Annotated in this window: 17 protein-coding genes; 11 read left to right on the top strand and 6 right to left on the bottom strand. The window is 28.4% G+C overall.

The genetic code is table 11. The features are described from left to right. Nucleotides 1-81: 81 nt before the first annotated feature. The gene (locus BVC87_RS14670; RefSeq protein ID WP_075343148.1) at nt 82-1,386 is read left to right on the top strand and encodes a tyrosine-type recombinase/integrase; all 1,305 of its coding nucleotides are present in this window, start codon (nt 82-84) and stop codon (nt 1,384-1,386) included. Between the two features lie 119 nt (nt 1,387-1,505). On the opposite strand, the gene BVC87_RS14665 is transcribed toward BVC87_RS14670, so the two are convergent. The 6 genes from BVC87_RS14665 to BVC87_RS14640 are packed head-to-tail and all read right to left on the bottom strand — an operon-like array spanning nt 1,506 to nt 7,057. Then, complete coding sequence (locus BVC87_RS14665; RefSeq protein WP_075343147.1) at nt 1,506-2,603, bottom strand: ABC transporter substrate-binding protein; 1,098 nt, start codon at nt 2,601-2,603, stop codon at nt 1,506-1,508. A gap of 12 nt (nt 2,604-2,615) precedes the next feature. After that, nucleotides 2,616-3,368 (bottom strand): ABC transporter permease, encoded by a 753-nt coding sequence (locus BVC87_RS14660; RefSeq protein WP_075343146.1) that lies wholly within the window; start codon nt 3,366-3,368, stop codon nt 2,616-2,618. Further along, a complete protein-coding gene (locus BVC87_RS14655; protein WP_075343145.1) occupies nt 3,365-4,135 on the bottom strand; it encodes an ABC transporter ATP-binding protein in 771 nt (256 codons plus the stop codon). Before BVC87_RS14655 ends, BVC87_RS14660 begins: the two co-directional genes overlap by 4 nt. Further along, nucleotides 4,116-5,093 (bottom strand): hypothetical protein, encoded by a 978-nt coding sequence (locus tag BVC87_RS14650; protein ID WP_075343144.1) that lies wholly within the window; start codon nt 5,091-5,093, stop codon nt 4,116-4,118. Before BVC87_RS14650 ends, BVC87_RS14655 begins: the two co-directional genes overlap by 20 nt. After that, complete coding sequence (locus BVC87_RS14645) at nt 5,090-6,490, bottom strand: hypothetical protein (protein WP_143569794.1); 1,401 nt, start codon at nt 6,488-6,490, stop codon at nt 5,090-5,092. Before BVC87_RS14645 ends, BVC87_RS14650 begins: the two co-directional genes overlap by 4 nt. A gap of 9 nt (nt 6,491-6,499) precedes the next feature. Further along, nucleotides 6,500-7,057, bottom strand: a complete 558-nt coding sequence (locus BVC87_RS14640; protein ID WP_075343142.1) for an HD domain-containing protein — start codon at nt 7,055-7,057, stop codon at nt 6,500-6,502. 171 nt (nt 7,058-7,228) lie between these two features. On the opposite strand from BVC87_RS14640, the gene BVC87_RS23440 reads away from it, so the two are divergent. The 10 genes from BVC87_RS23440 (at nt 7,229) to BVC87_RS14595 (ending at nt 18,629) form a co-directional block, all read left to right on the top strand. Next, on the top strand, nt 7,229-7,375 hold the full coding sequence (locus BVC87_RS23440) for a hypothetical protein (RefSeq protein ID WP_159439364.1): 147 nt from the start codon (nt 7,229-7,231) through the stop codon (nt 7,373-7,375). 68 nt (nt 7,376-7,443) lie between these two features. Beyond that, nucleotides 7,444-9,573 carry a tetratricopeptide repeat-containing sensor histidine kinase gene (locus BVC87_RS14635; RefSeq protein ID WP_083629501.1) on the top strand — a complete coding sequence of 710 codons (2,130 nt, stop codon included), beginning with the start codon at nt 7,444-7,446 and terminating at the stop codon, nt 9,571-9,573. Further along, complete coding sequence (locus tag BVC87_RS14630) at nt 9,566-10,210, top strand: response regulator transcription factor (protein WP_075343140.1); 645 nt, start codon at nt 9,566-9,568, stop codon at nt 10,208-10,210. Before BVC87_RS14635 ends, BVC87_RS14630 begins: the two co-directional genes overlap by 8 nt. A gap of 102 nt (nt 10,211-10,312) precedes the next feature. Continuing rightward, a complete protein-coding gene (locus tag BVC87_RS14625) occupies nt 10,313-11,113 on the top strand; it encodes a hypothetical protein (protein ID WP_075343139.1) in 801 nt (266 codons plus the stop codon). A gap of 1 nt (nt 11,114) precedes the next feature. After that, complete coding sequence (locus BVC87_RS14620) at nt 11,115-12,371, top strand: TRAFs-binding domain-containing protein (protein WP_075343138.1); 1,257 nt, start codon at nt 11,115-11,117, stop codon at nt 12,369-12,371. Nucleotides 12,372-12,375: 4 nt separating this feature from the next. Further along, complete coding sequence (locus BVC87_RS14615; protein WP_075343137.1) at nt 12,376-13,338, top strand: caspase family protein; 963 nt, start codon at nt 12,376-12,378, stop codon at nt 13,336-13,338. A gap of 5 nt (nt 13,339-13,343) precedes the next feature. Then, the gene (locus BVC87_RS14610; protein WP_075343136.1) at nt 13,344-13,931 is read left to right on the top strand and encodes a TIR domain-containing protein; all 588 of its coding nucleotides are present in this window, start codon (nt 13,344-13,346) and stop codon (nt 13,929-13,931) included. A 26-nt stretch (nt 13,932-13,957) separates the two neighbouring features. Continuing rightward, nucleotides 13,958-15,010 (top strand): hypothetical protein, encoded by a 1,053-nt coding sequence (locus BVC87_RS14605; protein WP_234974677.1) that lies wholly within the window; start codon nt 13,958-13,960, stop codon nt 15,008-15,010. Beyond that, nucleotides 15,007-15,942 carry a CBASS system CD-NTase-associated NAD(+) hydrolase Cap12 gene (gene cap12 / locus BVC87_RS14600; RefSeq protein ID WP_075343134.1) on the top strand — a complete coding sequence of 312 codons (936 nt, stop codon included), beginning with the start codon at nt 15,007-15,009 and terminating at the stop codon, nt 15,940-15,942. The genes BVC87_RS14605 and cap12 overlap by 4 nt, the downstream gene beginning before the upstream one ends. A 65-nt stretch (nt 15,943-16,007) precedes the next feature. Further along, nucleotides 16,008-18,629 (top strand): toll/interleukin-1 receptor domain-containing protein, encoded by a 2,622-nt coding sequence (locus BVC87_RS14595; RefSeq protein ID WP_075343133.1) that lies wholly within the window; start codon nt 16,008-16,010, stop codon nt 18,627-18,629. Nucleotide 18,630 lies beyond the last annotated feature (1 nt).

The following is an 18,630-nucleotide window of genomic DNA, read 5'->3' as shown; positions in this document are numbered from 1 at the left end:
TTATAAAATCAGATAAAAACAAAAAAATCGGGGAGTTTCCGGGGAGTTTTTCATATCTTTATAACATCAAAATTAAAGATAATGGCAAGTGTAACAATTGTTTTGGATAAAAGAAAAAGTGGACAAAAAAAAGACGGCTCTTTCCCTATCAAGTTAAAAGTTGAACATGATAATAAACACCTAACAATTCATTTAAGCAAACATGCTAAAATTGAACAATGGGATGAAGAGAAATACAATCGTAATTATCCTTACTGGAAAAGAGAGAATAAAGAATTAAACAGAAAACTTCTTTTAGCTCAAGATATTTTAGATGACTATGAAAATGAGATTAAAACTTGGAACTGTAAACAACTTAGGGATTTTATCGCATTACAGATCTTAGATGAAAAGTCCGAAAAACGAGATAAAAAAATCAAAGAAAAAGGCGGTACACTTTTAATGACTCCTAAAGGTATTAAAACCATTAAGCTTTTTGAATATGGTAATACTCTGGTGGAACACTATGAAAATTTAAAGCTCTATGGCAGAGCTAAATCTTATAAGCAGGCCCTAAGTGCATTTAAGAAATACACTGACTGTACAGAAGACATCACTTTTGCGGAAATCACTGGAAAAGTCCTAGAGCAATGGAAAGTAAACATGATGAATAAACCTATGAAAGACACTTCGTACAATGCTTATTTAAGAGGCTTACGTGCTGTAATCAATCATGGAATTAAAGACCACAAGCTTCCAAAAGACGGAAACTATGGATTTCAATATTTTACAGTAGGCACACCTCAACCTACACAAAAAAGAGCTATTCATTTAGAACAAATCAAAGCTTTATTTGAATATCCTTTAGAAAAAGATACTTCTTTATGGCACTCTCAACAACAAGCTATTTTTATGTTTAATACCAATGGCATTAACTTTAGAGATTTAGCTTATTTAAGAATGAATCAAATTATTGGAGATTTTGACCGTATAAAATATACAAGAGCCAAAAACCATAAAGATTTCGATATCGTGATTGCAGGAAAGTCCAAAGAAATATTACAATATTATTCCCAAGGAAAGAAACTTAATTCTAATGAGTTGGTCTTCCCTATTCTACCTCAACAAATTTTAGGGCTAGGTAAGAAAGAGGTTACTCTTTATGAAAGTCGCCGTGATGTGTTTAATAACAACCTAAAGAAAATTGCCTCACTAGCTGGAATTGATATCAATTTAACTTCTTATGTTTTAAGACACTCTTTCGCTACTGCTTTAAAGCACTCAGGAACGAATATTTCATACATCTCAGAAGCTTTAGGTCATGACTCTTCTAAAACTACTCAAGTGTATTTAGATAGCTTTGAAACGGAGGATAATGATAATATTACTAGGTCTGTGGCTTTTTAATAAACTCCCCTTATCCTTAAGCTATATATAGAAATTTCTAATTATTTCGAATATGGTCTTAAAATTCGATAAGTTTATAATACATTTTAAAACCATATCTAAAATAAGTCATACATATACTAATTTTTAAGTTCATCTTGAACCTTGTTCATATAAAAAGCATCTTTGGGACTAACAGGTTTGGGGATCGTCTTAACAACTGTATTAAAATAATAGTTTGTATCATCCCACCTGCTCTTCCAATAATTATCTCCATCAGAATCTAAAATAGAGTTTTGTATCTCTTCAATTGTTGCTGGATAGTGCTCATAGTTATTCCAAAATATTTTGAAATCATCTACAGTAAAATTTGATGCACTTGTCTCATTTAATTTTGAAACTATAATCTCTGCTACTTCTTCCATATTATCATTCGTATAATTTACAATTTTAAACCAAACTTTGAGTAGTTTCAAAACATCGTCTTTATTAGAATTATAAAAAGATTTCGTAGATACAATTCCATTTATTGGAGCTGGCCCTAAATCAACACCTGTCAACATTTCTACCATCCCTTCTTTCGTTGCTCTTGTTCTTTGAGGTATTCCACCTATATAAGCATCTCCTTCTCCTGATAAAAAAGCTGCCAAACCTTCATCTGGATTTAAATTAATTATTTTAATATCTTTCTCAAAAGACAATAAACCTCTTTGAGTTGCTGCTGCTACCCCCTGTTCCATATCTGTATTAGATGTAGTAATAACTGTTTTATTTTTTAATTGCTCAGCCGTAAGCTTAATAGCCTCTTTCCTATTAATTCCTTGCTCTAAGAAATAAGTAAGTGGTTTTAGCTCACTATTGGGGCGAATCATTAACGCAAATCCATTATCAAAAGTATTAAATCCGTACAAGTAAATAATTTCAGGGTTATTATGGTGACTCGCAATTACAGAAGATATATTATTGATGCCGATATCTATTTTTTGTGTTCCATTCGAAGATAATGACTCTTGAATTTCAGTCCAGCCTAAAACTTTAAATTCAACGTTTAAACCAACTTCTTCATACCATCCTTTTTCTTTACCTAATATAGGCATAAAAGTATCTTGAAATGGAGAAATACCAAAAACAATAGTATTTGATGGGGCTTTTTTATCCTTACTAAATAAAACATAAGATGCTCCAGTAATTACGACTAAAAGCACTAAAAATGTAAGTATAGTTTTAATTTTTTTCATAATAAATAAAGGTTATACGTTGTTCCAACGTGTTAAATAATTAAATAATTTTCTTATCAAGAAATCTGTTAACAAAGACAGAACTCCTAATAAAACTGCTGCTAATAAGATTGTATTCGTACTTAGAGTAACCCTTGCATTTCTTATTAAATACCCCAATCCTCCTTGGGCTCCTAGATACTCAGCTGCAACGGTGAGACTAAAACCAGTAGCTAAAGCTACTCGTGTTGCTGATAATAAGTTTGGTAAAATAGAAGGTAATAACACGGTAGTATATATGTCATACATACTTGCCCCTAAAGATTTAGCTGCTCTAACATATAAAACATTGACGTTTCTTATAGAAGTAACTGTAGACACAACTATAATCATAAAGCAACCTAATGCTATCAATAATAATTGTCCTAGATTACCTAAACCAAACCAAAGAATAAAAAAAGGCGTTAATGCGATTGGAGGGATAGGCCTTATCAATTCAATGACTGGATCAAGTACTGATTCAAGAATCTGACTCCAAGTAATAAATATCCCCATAATTAAACCTGTAAAAAAACCAATAACTAACCCCAGAATAACCCTTGACCAAGTAACTAACATAGAATGAAGAAAAACCTCATAATTTGATTCTAAATTAATTATAACATTATGTAAACTAGGAAATAATAATTCAGCAGAAGGAGATTGCCTATATGTTAACATATCCCAAATAAATATTAATAAGCTAATGGTCACTATACTTATTAATTTATATTCTAATTTTTTCATGATTTCAGGTTAGATATTAATATTTCTATCTGCTTTCTTAACTGAATAAACTCTAGAGAGTCGCATATGCTTAAATCTCTAGGCTTAGAAAAAGGTACTTTTATGTCCTTTATATCTATTTCTTTATTTGAAGGTAAAATTATTATCCTATCACTTAGTAGAATCGCTTCGTTAATATCATGAGTAACAAAGAAAATAGTCTTTGGTTCTATTTTTAATAAGTCAATGAGCTTTTTTTGTAATTGTCTTCGTGTTTGATAATCAAGGCTTCCAAAAGGTTCATCCATTAAAATAATAGACGGAGAACTTGCTATAGCTCTGGCTATATCAACTCTTTTTTTCATACCGCCTGAAAGTTGCTTGGGGAATTTTTCTCCAGTACCTTCAAGATCTACTAGTTTTAAAAGTTCATTAAGTCTAAAATCTCTTAATTCCTTAGAAAGTCCTCTTCGTTTTAAACCATACTCAATATTATTTCGAACTGTCATCCAGGGAAATACTGCATCCTCCTGAAATACAACTGTTTTACTAGATTTTGACTGAGCATCATCTTCACCAAATATTGAAATTCTCCCTTCATATGAACTAAAACCAGCTAAAACATTAAGCATCGTAGTTTTCCCGCAACCTGATTTTCCTATAAATGTTATGAATTCATTCTCTTTTACTACTAGTTCAGAGATATTCAAAACCTCTTGTTCTTCGTTATTTTGAAAAAAGGACTTCTTTAGATTAGAAATTATAATCTTATTTTTTTGTGATTTCATAGCATGAGTTTGGTAAAAATTGAGAAACTCGTCTCATGAATATATTATCATCTCCCCAAAAACCATACAAGAAAGGTAGTTTATATTGTGCTAATTCACTGGAAATGTCCACCCCATTGATTCTTTTACTTTTAATATCTATTTGGGGTTTATAAAGTTTCAGTAAAAAATATTTAAACTCAATTCCTAAATTTTCACAACTCTCTAAATCTTCAGGTATTCCTTTACAATAAGTTTCATATATCTGACTCCCTTCAACACTTAATGCTTTATAAGACGGACATACTCTTCCTTCTCTATTTTTATTATAGTAATTAATCTTTCTATCACCTGAATCGTCTGAGTAATTTTCTACAATAGCATCATTTGAATAAATTTCAACAGTATCTTGCTTTATTAAGTTATATGGTATAAATGCAGTTACTATACCAATAATATCATCTTCTCCTCTGTAAGCTCTATGTATGTGTACCGCATCATTAATATTAAAAAAAACTGGAAGCCCTGGAACAACTCTTTCTTGAGGTTGAAAAGAAAATCTTGGGTCTTTCATTAGTTGTTCTCTCTTCATCATATATTCATCATTCTCATAGATCCTCATTAAACGGTTGTGTTCATAATTTAAAGTAGAAATTCCCCTATCTTTTATCATTGAGATAATCCTAGTTTTCGTAGGAAATCGGATCGCTCTATAAACAGTTAAATGATCAGGTTTATGTAACTTCTGTAATCCCGATAATATATTTAGACCAGTGACAGTATCTATTTTTTTTGAAAGTCTATCAAATTTCACTTCATTCAACCGAACTTGTTTATCAAAATCCACTTTATTTATAGAGTTGTTCAACAACAACTCTTTTAAATCTTCATCTAAAGGTAAATTGCTTACATAATTACCACTAGGTTGTGATGTCATTAAATCCCAATTATCTTTATAATATTTCCAATCTATTTTCATGAAGGCAGGTATATTAGGTGATTTGCTAAATATTTATCAATATAATCCTCAGCTGTTATGTTGAGTTTTATTCCTTTATGATTAAATTTTTTAACTCTATTTGAAGTATTATAAGGCTCTAAATATTCCTTAATTTTTTCAATTTCATTCTCTTCTGCAAGATTTTTTATCTCTACATAAACATTTCTATAAAGTTCATAAATAGTTTTTGCAAAAGCTTTAATATTATTTCTATCAGAATATTTTGAATCATGAAAAACAAGACCATTTTCTTGTTTTATCTTCTTAAATTCATGCTGTTCTAAAAGATCTTTATGTTCTATTAAAACTTGGTATTTATCATCTTTTAATAGATTTATTCTTTCTGGAATCCCTCCTATAAACAAACAAGGATCATCTTGATCAATAAACTCTATTAATATACCATCCTGTTCATCTGATACACTTTTTAAAACTGGTGATTCAATAAATTCCTTACCAAATAATTTATTAATCTCAATAAAATTGTTGTAGTGATCAGTATTACCATTAACATATACAAGAGTATTTTTTGGTATTTGATTAAAAGTATCTATAATACTTTCTCTTTTATTTTTTCCTTGTTTTCTATTTCTAGTATATATATATGTAAAATTTTCTATTTCCATATTCTTATAAAGAACATAAAAAGATTTATAAGCTATTAATTGGTTAGAATAGATATACTCTATAGTACGTTCATTTTCAATATCACATTTACCTCTATTAGCAATAACTATATCAACTCTATCATTCATTCTTTTAGAAATTACTTCAATGGTTTTATCCCAATCTACTCTCTTAATATTAATATTATTCATAAAACTATTTTCTAATTTCTTTTTCAAAATCATTAATTCAGGATATTCAGAAATTCCAATACATAATTCCTTAGAATTAAATCTATCGATTAAATTATTTATCTCTTCTTTAATAATTTTTAGCCATTTTATTTCAATAGAATTATACTCTAATACTTTCATCTGTTGGATATCAAATGGTAAAGATTCTGTATTATCTTGAGTAATTATTAAAGTTCTTTCAATATCTGTATAATGAGTCATTCCTAATTCATACATTACATTAGGGCTAAGCAAAGTCAAATCGACTATGAATATTTCGCTTTTTCTAATTTCTGTTATTATAGCATCATCAATTTTTTGTTTATTGATCTCATATGCGCACTTAATTTGAATATTATAATTTTTAAGCTCATCACAAGCTTTAGTTATAATTTCACTATAAAAATCCTTAGCTATTTTTCTTTTCCGCGTATCTTTCGACACTCCTTCAAGCCCTTTTCTTAATAATTCTTCTTCTTCTTTTTTAGATAGAAATGGCATAATTACAAATAAGTTATATGTGTCTTTTTCGTTCATACTAATTGTTTAAATTTTATTTCTACCCCAAGAGTATATATTCTCATAAATTTCATCTCTCAAAAAACTTCTATCATTATTATATCTAGCAAAATCAATCAATGTCTTTGAATTAGAATATCTGAGGTATTTTTGATCAAAATCACCCAATCTAAACCTATCAAGTCCATCTGCATCTTTGAAGAGTAATAGTAAAAATCTTGAACGTTCTACATCATCTAGCTCATAATTACTTGAATTATCAATAGCTATTTTATCAGCCAGGCAATGATTCTCAATAATATATCTTACTAATGAGTTATTAAATCTTTTAAACCCCAAAAAGCTATGTTCTTCTAATTTTTCAATGCTCTTAACACCATGAGTATCATCTATTAAATCATTCACTCTTCCGATGTCATGAAATAAAGCACAAAATTCTAATTGCAATCTTTCTAGTTTAGTTATTGATTCTAAATCACAAAGTTTTTTAATTAACAGAAATACTCTAAAAGAATGCTCAATACCATGTATTCCTATCGGGTATATCTTTTTTATTAATAATAGATCTATTTCTTGAATAACCATTAATGAAAATTATTTTCTGCTAAACTATAACCATCACTCTTCTACCAAAACATCATAAAACAGTATTTTATGTATCATCACTTTTGAGGATATATAAAACATAAAATATGATGAAGGAATCATAGATTGAAATATTGTTCTTTGGTAACTAAGAATTTTAATATATTAACAATGAAGAATTATTACCAAGAAACATTTTTTTGTACAAAAGAAAACCAAGAAAAAAAAGAAGAACCAAAGACTGAGTCTACAGAAATACAACAAGACGCAGATGAAGTTGTAAGACCAGGAGGTGATATTCCTAAGGAGAAAAATTAAATCATTTCTCATACAAATTACTATAATTAAAGACTTTACTTATATTAGTTTATGTAAAGTCTTTTTTTATGATACACTCCTACTACTCTCTTTGCTTAAAAACGCAACACATGACTCTATATATTGTATTTGTGTTATTTACAAATTATTCTTTCTCTCAAAATAAGGTTATCGACAGTTTATTAATCAACTTGAAATCTAGTCCTTCTAATAAAGAAAAAGTCGACTACCTTAATGAACTTGCATGGGAGTATAGGACTATAAATATAGAAAAAGGTCTAAAACATGCTAAAGAAGCAAAGAAATTGAGTGATGCTATTTCTTATCATGATGGTTTTGTAACAAGTTTAAACAGAACAGGTATTTTATTACTGAACAAGGGAGATTACGAAGAATCTATAAGCCTTTATAACAATATATTAGACCTAGAAAAAACAAGAAACAATACTTATGGAATCGCTAGAGCTCAAAACCAATTAGGGTTATTGTATAAAAAAACAGGAAATCTTAATACTTCAAAAGATTATTATACATCAAGCCTTAAAAATTTCGAAACTATTAATAAAGAAAAATTAGTAGCTAAACTCTCTAACAATCTAGGTAGTCTATATAAAGATTTAGGTGATACTGAAAATGCAATGCTATACTACACAAAAAGTTTAAATATCAGAGAACAATTAAACGATAAAAAAGGAATTGCTTTTTGTTTTCTTAATATCGGTGTTTTTCATAATACAGTTAATAATTATGAATTGGCGATTAAAAACCTTAAAAAAAGTGAATCTTTATTTAAGTTATTAAATAATAATTTCAACCTCTCAAAGGTGTATAATAATCTGGGGGTTTCATTTACAAACATTGATAAATTTGAAGAAGCTTTAGAATATTATCAAAAGAGCCTTTCCCTAAAAGAAGAAATAGGCTTAAAAAAAGAAAAATATCTAATATTAAATAATATTGGAATTGTTCATGAAAAAAAACGAGATTACAATACTGCACTTAACTACTATAAGCAGAGTTTAAATATACAAAATGTCAATAATACTGAGACTCTAAATAATCTAGCAAATGTTTATAGAAAAAAAAAGGAGCTTAATAAGGCTCTACACTATTATAAATTAGCTTTAAAATCTTCTGAAGACAATAGCCTAAATATCTTAAAACTCGAAATCTTAAAAAATATAGCCTCATTATATTCACAACAACAAAACTTTAAGTTAGCTACAAGATATAATGAACAATATATACAATTACAAAATGATTTAGAAAAAGCATACAAAAATGCCATTCAAATAAAAATAAACTATGAAGAGGAAAAAAATAAAAATATAATTCTTGAAAAAAATGATATTATTAATAAAACCACTATTGAAAAAATTTCAGAAGAAAACAAACGTAAGACTATTTTGCTTTACAGTTCAGTTATTGGAATTATCTTTTTATTAATAGTCTTTTTTTTAGTATCCAAAAACTATAAACAAAAACAAAAAATAGTACTTGCTGAAAAGGATAAAAAAATACAAATACAAACAATAGAAGATTTGTTAAAAAAACAAGAGCTTAAATCTATTAATGATATGCTCTTAGCACAAGAACAAGAAAGAAAACGAATTGCACAAGACCTACATGATCGACTAGGAAGTATGCTGTCAATGGTTAAACTCCATTTTAAATCGGTGGAAGAAAATGTTGAAGCATTAGTAAAAAATAATATACGACAATACAAAACAGCTAATAACCTCTTAGATGAAGCTTGTGAAGAAGTACGTAAAATCGCTCATAATATGTCGTCAGGTGTTTTAGCTAAGTTTGGACTTATACCGGCATTAAAGGAGTTAACCAATTCACTTAATGAATCTGATAATATTGATATTGAATTTATTGATTACGGTATAGATAATAGGTTAGAAAATAATTTAGAAATTAACCTCTATAGAATTATTCAAGAATTATTTAGTAATGTTTTAAAACACTCTCAAGCTAGTGAAATCAGTTTGCAACTAATAAAAAATAAAAAAAGATTAAGTATTATATTTGAAGATAATGGAATAGGCTTTGATCCAAATTCTAAAGTAGAGGGAATAGGATTAAAAAATATAAAATCTAGAATTATTAAATTTAATGGGCAATTAGAAATTGATTCAGGAAAAGGGAATGGAACAACATTTACAATTTATATACCACTAACAAATGAGTAAAAATAATAACATTAATATCCTTATTGCTGATGATCATCAAATTGTAATTGATGGACTTAGTTCACTTATAAAAAATGAAAAACATATAAATGTTGTCGCAGAAGCTAAAGACGGAAAACAAGTATTAGATATTTTAGAAAAGGTTACAATTGATATTGCCATTTTGGATATTGAAATGCCTAAGTTAGACGGTGTACAAACTACCCTAAAAATAAAAGAACTATACCCAGATATTAAAATTATTATTTTAACTATGTACAATAAAGCTGAACTTATAAAAAATATTATATCAGCTGGTGCAGACGGATACATCTTAAAAAACAAAGGAAAAGAAGAATTAGTTAAAGCAATTAATATTATAAATGATGGAGAAGAATATTTTGGTGATGAAGTAACTAAAACTTTAATCACGGATTTAAAGCAAAAAGAAAAACAAGAACAACTAATTCGATTAACAAGAAGAGAAAAAGAAGTCTTAAAACTTATTGCTGATGGTAAAACAACTCCTCAAATCTCTAAAATTCTATTTATAGCTCCTCCTACTGTAGAAACTCATCGTAGAAATCTTATCGATAAAACAGGAGTTCCTAATTCTAAAGGACTCGTTAAATTTGCTCTTCTAAATAATTATATATAAATTTTTTATCATCAAAAATGATGATAACATAAATCAATAGTTTAGGGGTTTTATTAAAAATCGTTTTATTTCAAATTTGTATTGAAACAAAAACGATTTATTATGCCTTTACAAATTCAATACTCAAAAGAAATAGCTCGAGAACTAGGGAAAATTGCTGTTTATTTCCCTGGAGACGAAGTTAAAGTTGGTGATATTATTCGCTTCCCTTTTGGAAAAAAAGGACTATTTAGAAAGACAGTACCTTGGGGAACTTTTTCAAAAGTAACTTCTCTTAAAAATTTAGGAGTTACCTATAAAGAATCTCAGTTATCAGAATCTCCAGATCCATATCAATTTTCAACAAAAAATGCAGTCAATGTTGGTTTTAATGGAAATATCAATGCTGATTTAACAAATGATAAATTACCACAGGGTAACGCTTCATTAAGCATCAAATTTTCTTCAGAAGGGGCTATTTACTTTCTAGCTGTAGGCTGTGACAAGACTGGTATAGATGACATCATTGCTTTAGAAAACCAAATTCAATCAAAAAGTAATCTTTTATGGGATGACACTTTTTTAGTCACTTCTGTAACTATCGCTCAAAAAGCTCTAATTGCACAATCAAATTCAAAATCATCAGAGTTAATTATTGGAGGTGAAATCTCAGGGCTTAAATCTAATACAGCAAATATTAATGCTGATGCCAAAATATCAATTATAAAAGAAAAAGGTAGTGCTTTTATAAAAGATTGGAGTGATAATGTTACGATATTTATGGAAGTAATGAAGTTAGAAAAAGAAATCTTTTCCTCTACTAAAAGGATAACCTCTTCTAATAGCTCTTCTATCCCTTCTGAAGAATCTTCAGAAAGAATTCTTTTGAAAAAAGTAGATATTGAAGAATACTTAAACTATTAAAATGGCTCAAAGAACATGCTTTGTTATCATGGGGTTTGGAGAGAAGACCAATTATAAAACAGGTCACACATTCAATCTAGATAAAACCTATAAAAACATTATAAAACCAGTATTTAAAAGTTTAGATTTCTTATGCTTTAGAGCAGATGAAATTCCAAATTCTGGAAATATTGATGTGGTCATGTACGAGAATATCTTGAAAGCTGATTTTGTAGTTGCTGATATTTCTACTTTAAACCCTAATGCATTCTATGAATTAGGAATACGACATGCATTAAAAAAGAACACAACAATTATTATTGCTGAAAAAGGTACTGAATTTCCTTTTGATGTTAATCATAATAATATTGACATGTATGAACATCTGGGACCAGATATTGGTGTAGACGAAGCTGAACGATTTAAAGCTTATTTAGCTAATAAAGTGAATGTGTTATTAAACAATCCAAAAACTGACAGTCCTGTATATACCTATTTGCCAAATCTTGAAACACCTACATTTACTAAAGAAGAAATTGAAGAGTTAAAAAATGACATTAAGGAAGAGGCAACTTCTGTTGCTGATTTTATTGAAATTGCAGAAACTGCCAAAAACAATCAGGAGTACATTGCTGCAATTCATTTCTTAAAAAAAGCTAGAGAACGTTACCCAAATAACGATTTTATAAATCAAAGGTTAATTCTTAATACTTACAAATCAAAAAAACCAGATGAAATTTCATCTTTACTAAATGCAGAAAAGTTACTAGAAAGTTTAAATATTAATATTACAACTGATCCCGAGACTTTAGGACTTGCAGGAGCCATATATAAAAGGTTATACACTATTAATAAAGAAAATATTTATTTAGAAAAAGCACTATGGAGTTACAGCAAAGGGTTTTATGTAAAGCAAGATTACTACAACGGAATTAATCTTATTTATCTACTACTATTGAAAGCATCCATAAGCAGTTTAAAGCTGAATATTTGTGCTAATTATGGTAGAGCTATAGAAATTATAGACCATGTTAATCGTCTTTGTCTTTTACTATTAGAATCAAAAGATTTTCATGAACGTGACGATAAAGAATGGGTATACTTCACTCTAGCTGAGATTGCATTTATTCAAGAAGATTTTAATAAAGAAGAATCATATTTAGAGTTAGCTATTGGAGAATCTAAAGGCTCTTTTTCTTTAGACTCATATAAATCTCAAAAGGAAAAATTAAGAGTAATTCTAAAAACTATAAAATTTAAACAACAATTAAAAACTTAAAAAAATGAGGAGAGCATTACTCGTAGGTATAAACGATTATGATTGGTCACCTTTATATGGGTGCATTAATGATGTTAAAGAAATGGAAAATGTTTTAAAGGAACATTATGATAAAAAAGAAAACTTTAATTGTATAACACTTACATCCGATAAAGATAAAGTCACTAAAGCTAAATTCATGGGAGCTGTCCAAGAACTTTTCTCTAGAGAAGCTGATATGGTATTACTATATTTTTCCGGTCATGGTCATCAAAATAATCTAGGAGGTCGTTTGGTAACACAAGACGCAGTAGAAAACTCTGAAGGAGTAAGTGTTTCTGATATCATTACCATTGCTAATCAAGCTGAACATATAAAAGAAGTAATAATCATATTAGATTGTTGTCATAGTGGACATTTTGGTTCTATTCCGATAATTGATTCGGAAAAAGCCATTCTAAGAAAAGGAATTACTATTCTAACTGCCAGTTTAGGAAATGAACTAGCTGTAGAAAAAAAATCTGAAAAACAAGGATTATTTACAGGTATTTTACTTGAAGCACTAAAAGGAGGAGCTTCTAATATTCTTGGTCATATAACAGCTGCAAGTATTTACGATTACGTTGAAAAAATACTAGGTCCTTGGCAGCAGCGACCAGTTTTTAAGGCCCATATATCAGAAATGACAGCAATTAAGTATTGCCAACCCAAAATATCAATTGACATTTTAAAGAAGATAACAGACTACTTTCCTACTGCTGAGTTTAAATATAAACTAGATTCATCCTATGATGAAGACTTAGAACCTAGAAATGATAAAAACGAGTTAAAAATGGAACACTTTAGAGCTTATCTAGCAGAAGGATTATTAGTTCCTATTGGATACAAATATCTTTATAGAGCTGCTGAAAATGGTACAGGATGCCAACTAACACCTCTAGGTAAATTTTACTGGAAAGTACTGAACAAAATAACATCTAAACAATAACAGATATGAGGCATAAATGTTTTATATCTTTTAAAACAGAAGACAAGTATTACAAAAAAATCATTCAAAAAAACTTAGATATAGACATGATTGACAATTCATTAAATGAAGCAATAGATTCTGAGTATGAAGATTATATCATGCAAAAAATTCGTAAAGATTACTTATCAGATTCTACTGTCACCATTCATCTTATAGGTACTAAAAGTTCTGAAAACGAAGGTTGGGATGAACAACGATTTATAAAAAGGGAATTACAAGCATCTCTATACAATGGTCATGGTAATACTAGAAATGGTATTCTAGGTGTTGTGTTACCTACAATGAATAATAAAGTTTATAAGGGCTTTGGTGGATGCTCTACATGTGGTAATTCTCATAATTATGTTTATATCAATGATGAAACTGTAGTAAAGGAATTTTCATACAACTACTACATCCCTCATAACAAATGTGCTTGGTCTGAAAATGATAGATATTGTGTTTTAGTTAACTGGGATAATTTTTGTAGAGAACCTGAAAAATATATTGATCAGGCATTTAATAAGCGACATCTCCCTATTTCAAAAAAAATAAAAGTATATCCCAAATAATATTTAGAGAAAAAAGAAAATATATAATGAAAGATTATAAAAAATTAATAAAAAACATACAAACAAGAACCAACCCTGAAAATATATCTCTCAAAAAAGAATTTATAGCTGGATTATCTGCTATCAGCTACAGTGATGTACTAAAGTATATACGTTATGCTATGAAAGGAGTAGAACCAGAATACACCCAAAAAAGTAAGTTAGCTGGAGAGAGAGTTCAAAATCATTTAAAAAATAACTTAACTAATGTCGTTTATAAATATCAAGGGTCTGTTATGACTAATACTCATATTAAAGGAACTAGTGATATTGATTTATTAGTTATAGCCAATACTTTTTACACTTTTGATAGGGCTTCTATTAATAACATACTAACTAACGAAAACTTAAAAGCTTCTTTAAATTCATTTCAAATAGAAAAACTTAAAAATGAGCTTAATGGAGGAGGGTATTCAAATGATATTAAGGATTTAAGAAATAACCGAATAGGTTCTGAAAACACATTACTTCCAATATATGATATATGTGATATTTCACACCCTAAAGCAATTAAAATTACCAATAAAAGTCTTAATAGAGATGTTGATATTGTTATAGCAAACTGGTATGACAATGTAACAGCTATATTGAAAAATAAAGAGCCAGACTTTCGTGGTATACAAGTTTACGACAAAAAACTAAATATAAAAGGTAAGGTAGATTACCCTTTTTTAAGCATACAAAGAATCAACACTAAAAGTAGAGAGACCAATGGACGATTAAAAAAAATGATTCGATTTTTAAAAAATGTAAAAGTTGATTCAGATTTGGAGATTAACCTTTCTAGTTTTGATATAAATGCTATTTGTTTCGATATAAATACGAACAAGTATTTCGATAAAAGTTTTTATGAATTGGTTCCTGTTATTTACAATCAATTAAAACGTTTAACTAACAACCCTCAACTTGCACATGACTTAAAATCTGTTGACGGTAATGAATTCATTTTCCGTGATGATAGCAAAAAGTTTCAGAGCTTACAAAGCTTGATTACCGAAATTGACCTTATCCTTTTAGATTTAAAAAAGACCATCTTATGAGAAAAAAAAGAATTTTTATAGGTTCTTCTTCAGAAGAGTTAGAACTTGCAAATAAAGCTAAAGAAATTCTGAATCAAGAGTTTGATGTTACAATATGGAATGATAATGTTTGGGAAACTTCAATTTTTAAAATAAATAGCAACTTTTTAAATTCACTTTTAAAAGCTTCTCTACAATTCGACTTTGGTATACTTTTAGGCACCACTGATGATAAAGTAATACATCGTGATAAGGTAGTACTACAACCAAGGGATAATATTTTATTCGAATTAGGTTTATTTATAGGTCGATTAGGTTTATCAAAAAGTGCTTTTGTTATAGATAAAGATATATCTGTCTTATCTGACATGACAGGGATTTCATTAGTAGAGTTTGAAAAAAACAATCAAGAAAGTTTTATTGAAGCTATAAATAGGGTTAAAGATTTCTTTAAAAATCAAAAAACTTCAGAAATTAATTTTTTTCCTTCTTCTACCCTAGCCTCTGGATATTTTGAAAACCTATTATTTCCTACATGTAAATACCTAATTGAAAATAATGGTTTCAAAATTAAAAATACTAGATATGAAAATTGTAAAATAAGAGTAATAATACCTAGTAGACTTAGCGCAGATGTTAATCTTCAATTTGAGCAACTGAAACGTAATTTCGACACTCAAAAAGTTTCTTTTAATTATGCTGGTCGTCCTAGATTCATTCATTTTGATACAGAAATCATCAATAATGAGCTGATTTTCGTTGACTTTCCAACTACACTATCAGGAATCAACTATGCTATTTCTCATTTATTACCAAATGATTTCAATACAATGAGTCCTGATTATGATACTATAATAAATCGTGAAGTAGAACGGTTCATTTATACGATTAAACAATTAGCTCTTCGAAACGGAGTAGATTCAATGATTGAAATTCTGGTAGAAAAACAATGAGGAGTTTAAAATTAGTTCCTAAGTATCCCTGAATTCTTTTCAAGAAAAACTAACAAATCAAAACTATGAGATTTATAAATAAAATTAAAAAAACCTTATTTGGGTATGATATTTTTATTTCTTATTCAAGAAAGGATAGTCTAGATTATGGATATGCAATTGCAGCATATTTTATGAAAAAAGGATACGAATGCTATATAGATCAACTATCTAGCATATCTCCTGGAAAAAAACTTCCATTAAATATAAAAAATGCAATTAAGAGATCTTCTTCTTTTGTATTAATCGGAAGTAAAGAATCGCAACTTTCTAAACCTATCCTTGAAGAAATAGAGTTATTTTTATTAAACAATAAAAACAAACCTTTAATTCCTATATCAATAGAAAATAATATGAATGAAAAATCTATTTGGTATAAAAATATAAAAGGTTTAGCATTGATAAACGATTCATCAAAAAATTTATTATCAGGAGCACCTGACAAAGATGTTTTTGATAGAATACACAATGCTTTAAAATTCACTAAGAAAGCCGTTAGATTAAGACAAATTTCATTATTAACTTTATTTGTTCTATTAATAACCACCACAATTGCATTTTTATACAGTAAGCAGAAGAGCAATGAAGCTTACAGTGCTAAAAAAGAGGCGAAAGCATCTGTAGAAGAGAAAAATAAGGCAGAAAATCAAGCAAGTATAGCAAAACAAAAAGAAAAAGAGTCTTTAAAAAAACTTAATGAAGCTAATAAACAGGTAGAACAGGTATTAGTTGAAAAATCAGAAATTATTCGTTTAAAAGAAATAGCTGATAATAAAGCAACTCAATTAAATTATAAAAATGAAACTTTAAGAATTAGAAATAATGCTTCAGATACTTTAATACACGATCCTGTTCTAGCCTTTAAAATTGCTAAAAAAGCATATAAACGTGAGAGCGATTCTAAAAACAAAGAACTTCTCTTAGAAGCTATTTCTTCAATCAATTTCTATTATAAAAATATAATTAAAGATTATCAAATTCTAGACTTTAAGGAACCATATATACTTTTAAAAAATGTAATTGAAGATCATCTCGCTGTTTACGATATGAAATCTTTTATAGTTAAACCAATGCCTATTAACACTGATGAAGCATGGATCATCCCAACTAAAAGCTCTTGGAGAATATTGTGTAGAGAATTAAACAGTAACAAATTGCAACTATGGAATAATTCCTTAAATATTATAGGAAAAACACAACAATATAAAGGCTATTCCGTGGTTCAATTTATAAACAATTATAAAGTCAAAATACAGTACCAAAAAGAATCAATAATATGGGATTTATTGACAAACAAAAAAAGTTATATTAATGAATCTCAAAAAAACAGCCCTCTTTTTTACGGTAATTATGGAACATTAGCGACTAGAAGAAATGAAACCTCTGCAATTTATTACAAAAGTGGTTTAGCACTTACAAATAAAGAAGGGATAATAATACCTGAAAGTCACACCTATGTAAGTTTTGACCCTGTTTTTACTAGAGCCGATTGGTCTCCTGATGAGCAATACCTTGCTTTAAACTATTCTAGAAGGAAGAGATTAGGGATTTGGAGCCCTGATACAACTACCTTCACTTGGCTTGACCCTGACGGATGGGTCATTAATTCTTACACTTGGAGTCAGAATGGACACTTTTTAGCTTTTGCGGGGAGAACAGAAAACGAAGTTGATGTTACTGTTGAGATTTTAGATGCTGACATCCCTACCAAAAGTCGTAGAGTTATATTTAATGGAGAAATTCCTATTAAACATATGACTTTTTTACCTGGAGATAAATATTTAGCAATAGTTAATAAAGAAGATGCCATGAGTATCTTAGATATATCAACTAATGAAGTAATAGGAAAAGGTAAACAAGCTAATCAAATTTATAGTTCAAAACTTGGCTTATACTCAAGCAGTACAAAAGATTTTAAGCATTGGAGTTCTAAGCCAGCACCAAGAGTAAATTGGACATTTAATTCTAATTCAAAAAGAATATATAAACCGAAAGGAGCAGTAGATAAAAATTCTAATTGGTTAGCAGTTCCTTTTACTGAAAAAGAAAAAGCTTTACATGGAGTAGAATTAAGAAATCCTATAACTGGTTATAAAAAAATACTCGACAGTTCTCCCGGACACATTCATGGTATAGAGTTTTCTAAAAAAGGTAAATGGTTGGCTTTATTAAATTCAGAAAATATCAGAATATGGAATACAAAATCATGGAATCATTATGACTTTAACCTCATCAATAATCACCGTCAGTTCATATCATTAAAAATCAAAAAAAATCTACTTTATTCAGAGGTAGTAACAAATTCCAATAAATTTAAAATTTATTATAAAATTGACCTAAGTGGTTCAGAACCAAAATTTATAGAATACTCTACTGTCGAAAATATCAAGGATGAAAAATTAATTAAAAATCAAAAAGAAATATTAAAAAAAGTAAAAGGTTGGAAAATTAAAGACCTATACAAGTATCGATCACATGGATTCAAAGAAAAAAAGGACTGGATTATACGATATACTTGCAGAGACCAAGCACTAGGAGCTAATGATTGTGATGTAAATTTTATTCCCAAAGACATTAATTGGCTTATAAAAACATATGATAGCTTATTATGTAATCCAAAACATAAAATAAACTTTATAAAAAAATAGT

Source organism: Tenacibaculum agarivorans, from assembly GCF_001936575.1.
In the GTDB taxonomy this organism is placed as follows: Bacteria; Bacteroidota; Bacteroidia; order Flavobacteriales; family Flavobacteriaceae; genus Polaribacter; species Polaribacter agarivorans.
The sequence above is the reverse complement of the archived record's forward strand: the minus strand, read 5'-3'. Positions and strand labels throughout refer to the sequence as shown.

Coding starts and splice junctions, on each gene's coding strand:
- BVC87_RS14595 (WP_075343133.1), top strand. CDS start 16,008: ATGAGATTTATAAATAAAATTAAAAAAACCTTATTTGGGTATGATATT.
- BVC87_RS14630 (WP_075343140.1), top strand. CDS start 9,566: ATGAGTAAAAATAATAACATTAATATCCTTATTGCTGATGATCATCAA.
- BVC87_RS14660 (WP_075343146.1), bottom strand. CDS start 3,368: ATGAAAAAATTAGAATATAAATTAATAAGTATAGTGACCATTAGCTTA.
- BVC87_RS14605 (WP_234974677.1), top strand. CDS start 13,958: ATGAAAGATTATAAAAAATTAATAAAAAACATACAAACAAGAACCAAC.
- BVC87_RS14615 (WP_075343137.1), top strand. CDS start 12,376: ATGAGGAGAGCATTACTCGTAGGTATAAACGATTATGATTGGTCACCT.
- BVC87_RS23440 (WP_159439364.1), top strand. CDS start 7,229: ATGAAGAATTATTACCAAGAAACATTTTTTTGTACAAAAGAAAACCAA.
- BVC87_RS14620 (WP_075343138.1), top strand. CDS start 11,115: ATGGCTCAAAGAACATGCTTTGTTATCATGGGGTTTGGAGAGAAGACC.
- BVC87_RS14655 (WP_075343145.1), bottom strand. CDS start 4,135: ATGAAATCACAAAAAAATAAGATTATAATTTCTAATCTAAAGAAGTCC.
- BVC87_RS14635 (WP_083629501.1), top strand. CDS start 7,444: ATGATACACTCCTACTACTCTCTTTGCTTAAAAACGCAACACATGACT.
- BVC87_RS14640 (WP_075343142.1), bottom strand. CDS start 7,057: ATGGTTATTCAAGAAATAGATCTATTATTAATAAAAAAGATATACCCG.
- BVC87_RS14650 (WP_075343144.1), bottom strand. CDS start 5,093: ATGAAAATAGATTGGAAATATTATAAAGATAATTGGGATTTAATGACA.
- BVC87_RS14645 (WP_143569794.1), bottom strand. CDS start 6,490: ATGAACGAAAAAGACACATATAACTTATTTGTAATTATGCCATTTCTA.
- BVC87_RS14670 (WP_075343148.1), top strand. CDS start 82: ATGGCAAGTGTAACAATTGTTTTGGATAAAAGAAAAAGTGGACAAAAA.
- BVC87_RS14610 (WP_075343136.1), top strand. CDS start 13,344: ATGAGGCATAAATGTTTTATATCTTTTAAAACAGAAGACAAGTATTAC.
- cap12 (WP_075343134.1), top strand. CDS start 15,007: ATGAGAAAAAAAAGAATTTTTATAGGTTCTTCTTCAGAAGAGTTAGAA.
- BVC87_RS14665 (WP_075343147.1), bottom strand. CDS start 2,603: ATGAAAAAAATTAAAACTATACTTACATTTTTAGTGCTTTTAGTCGTA.
- BVC87_RS14625 (WP_075343139.1), top strand. CDS start 10,313: ATGCCTTTACAAATTCAATACTCAAAAGAAATAGCTCGAGAACTAGGG.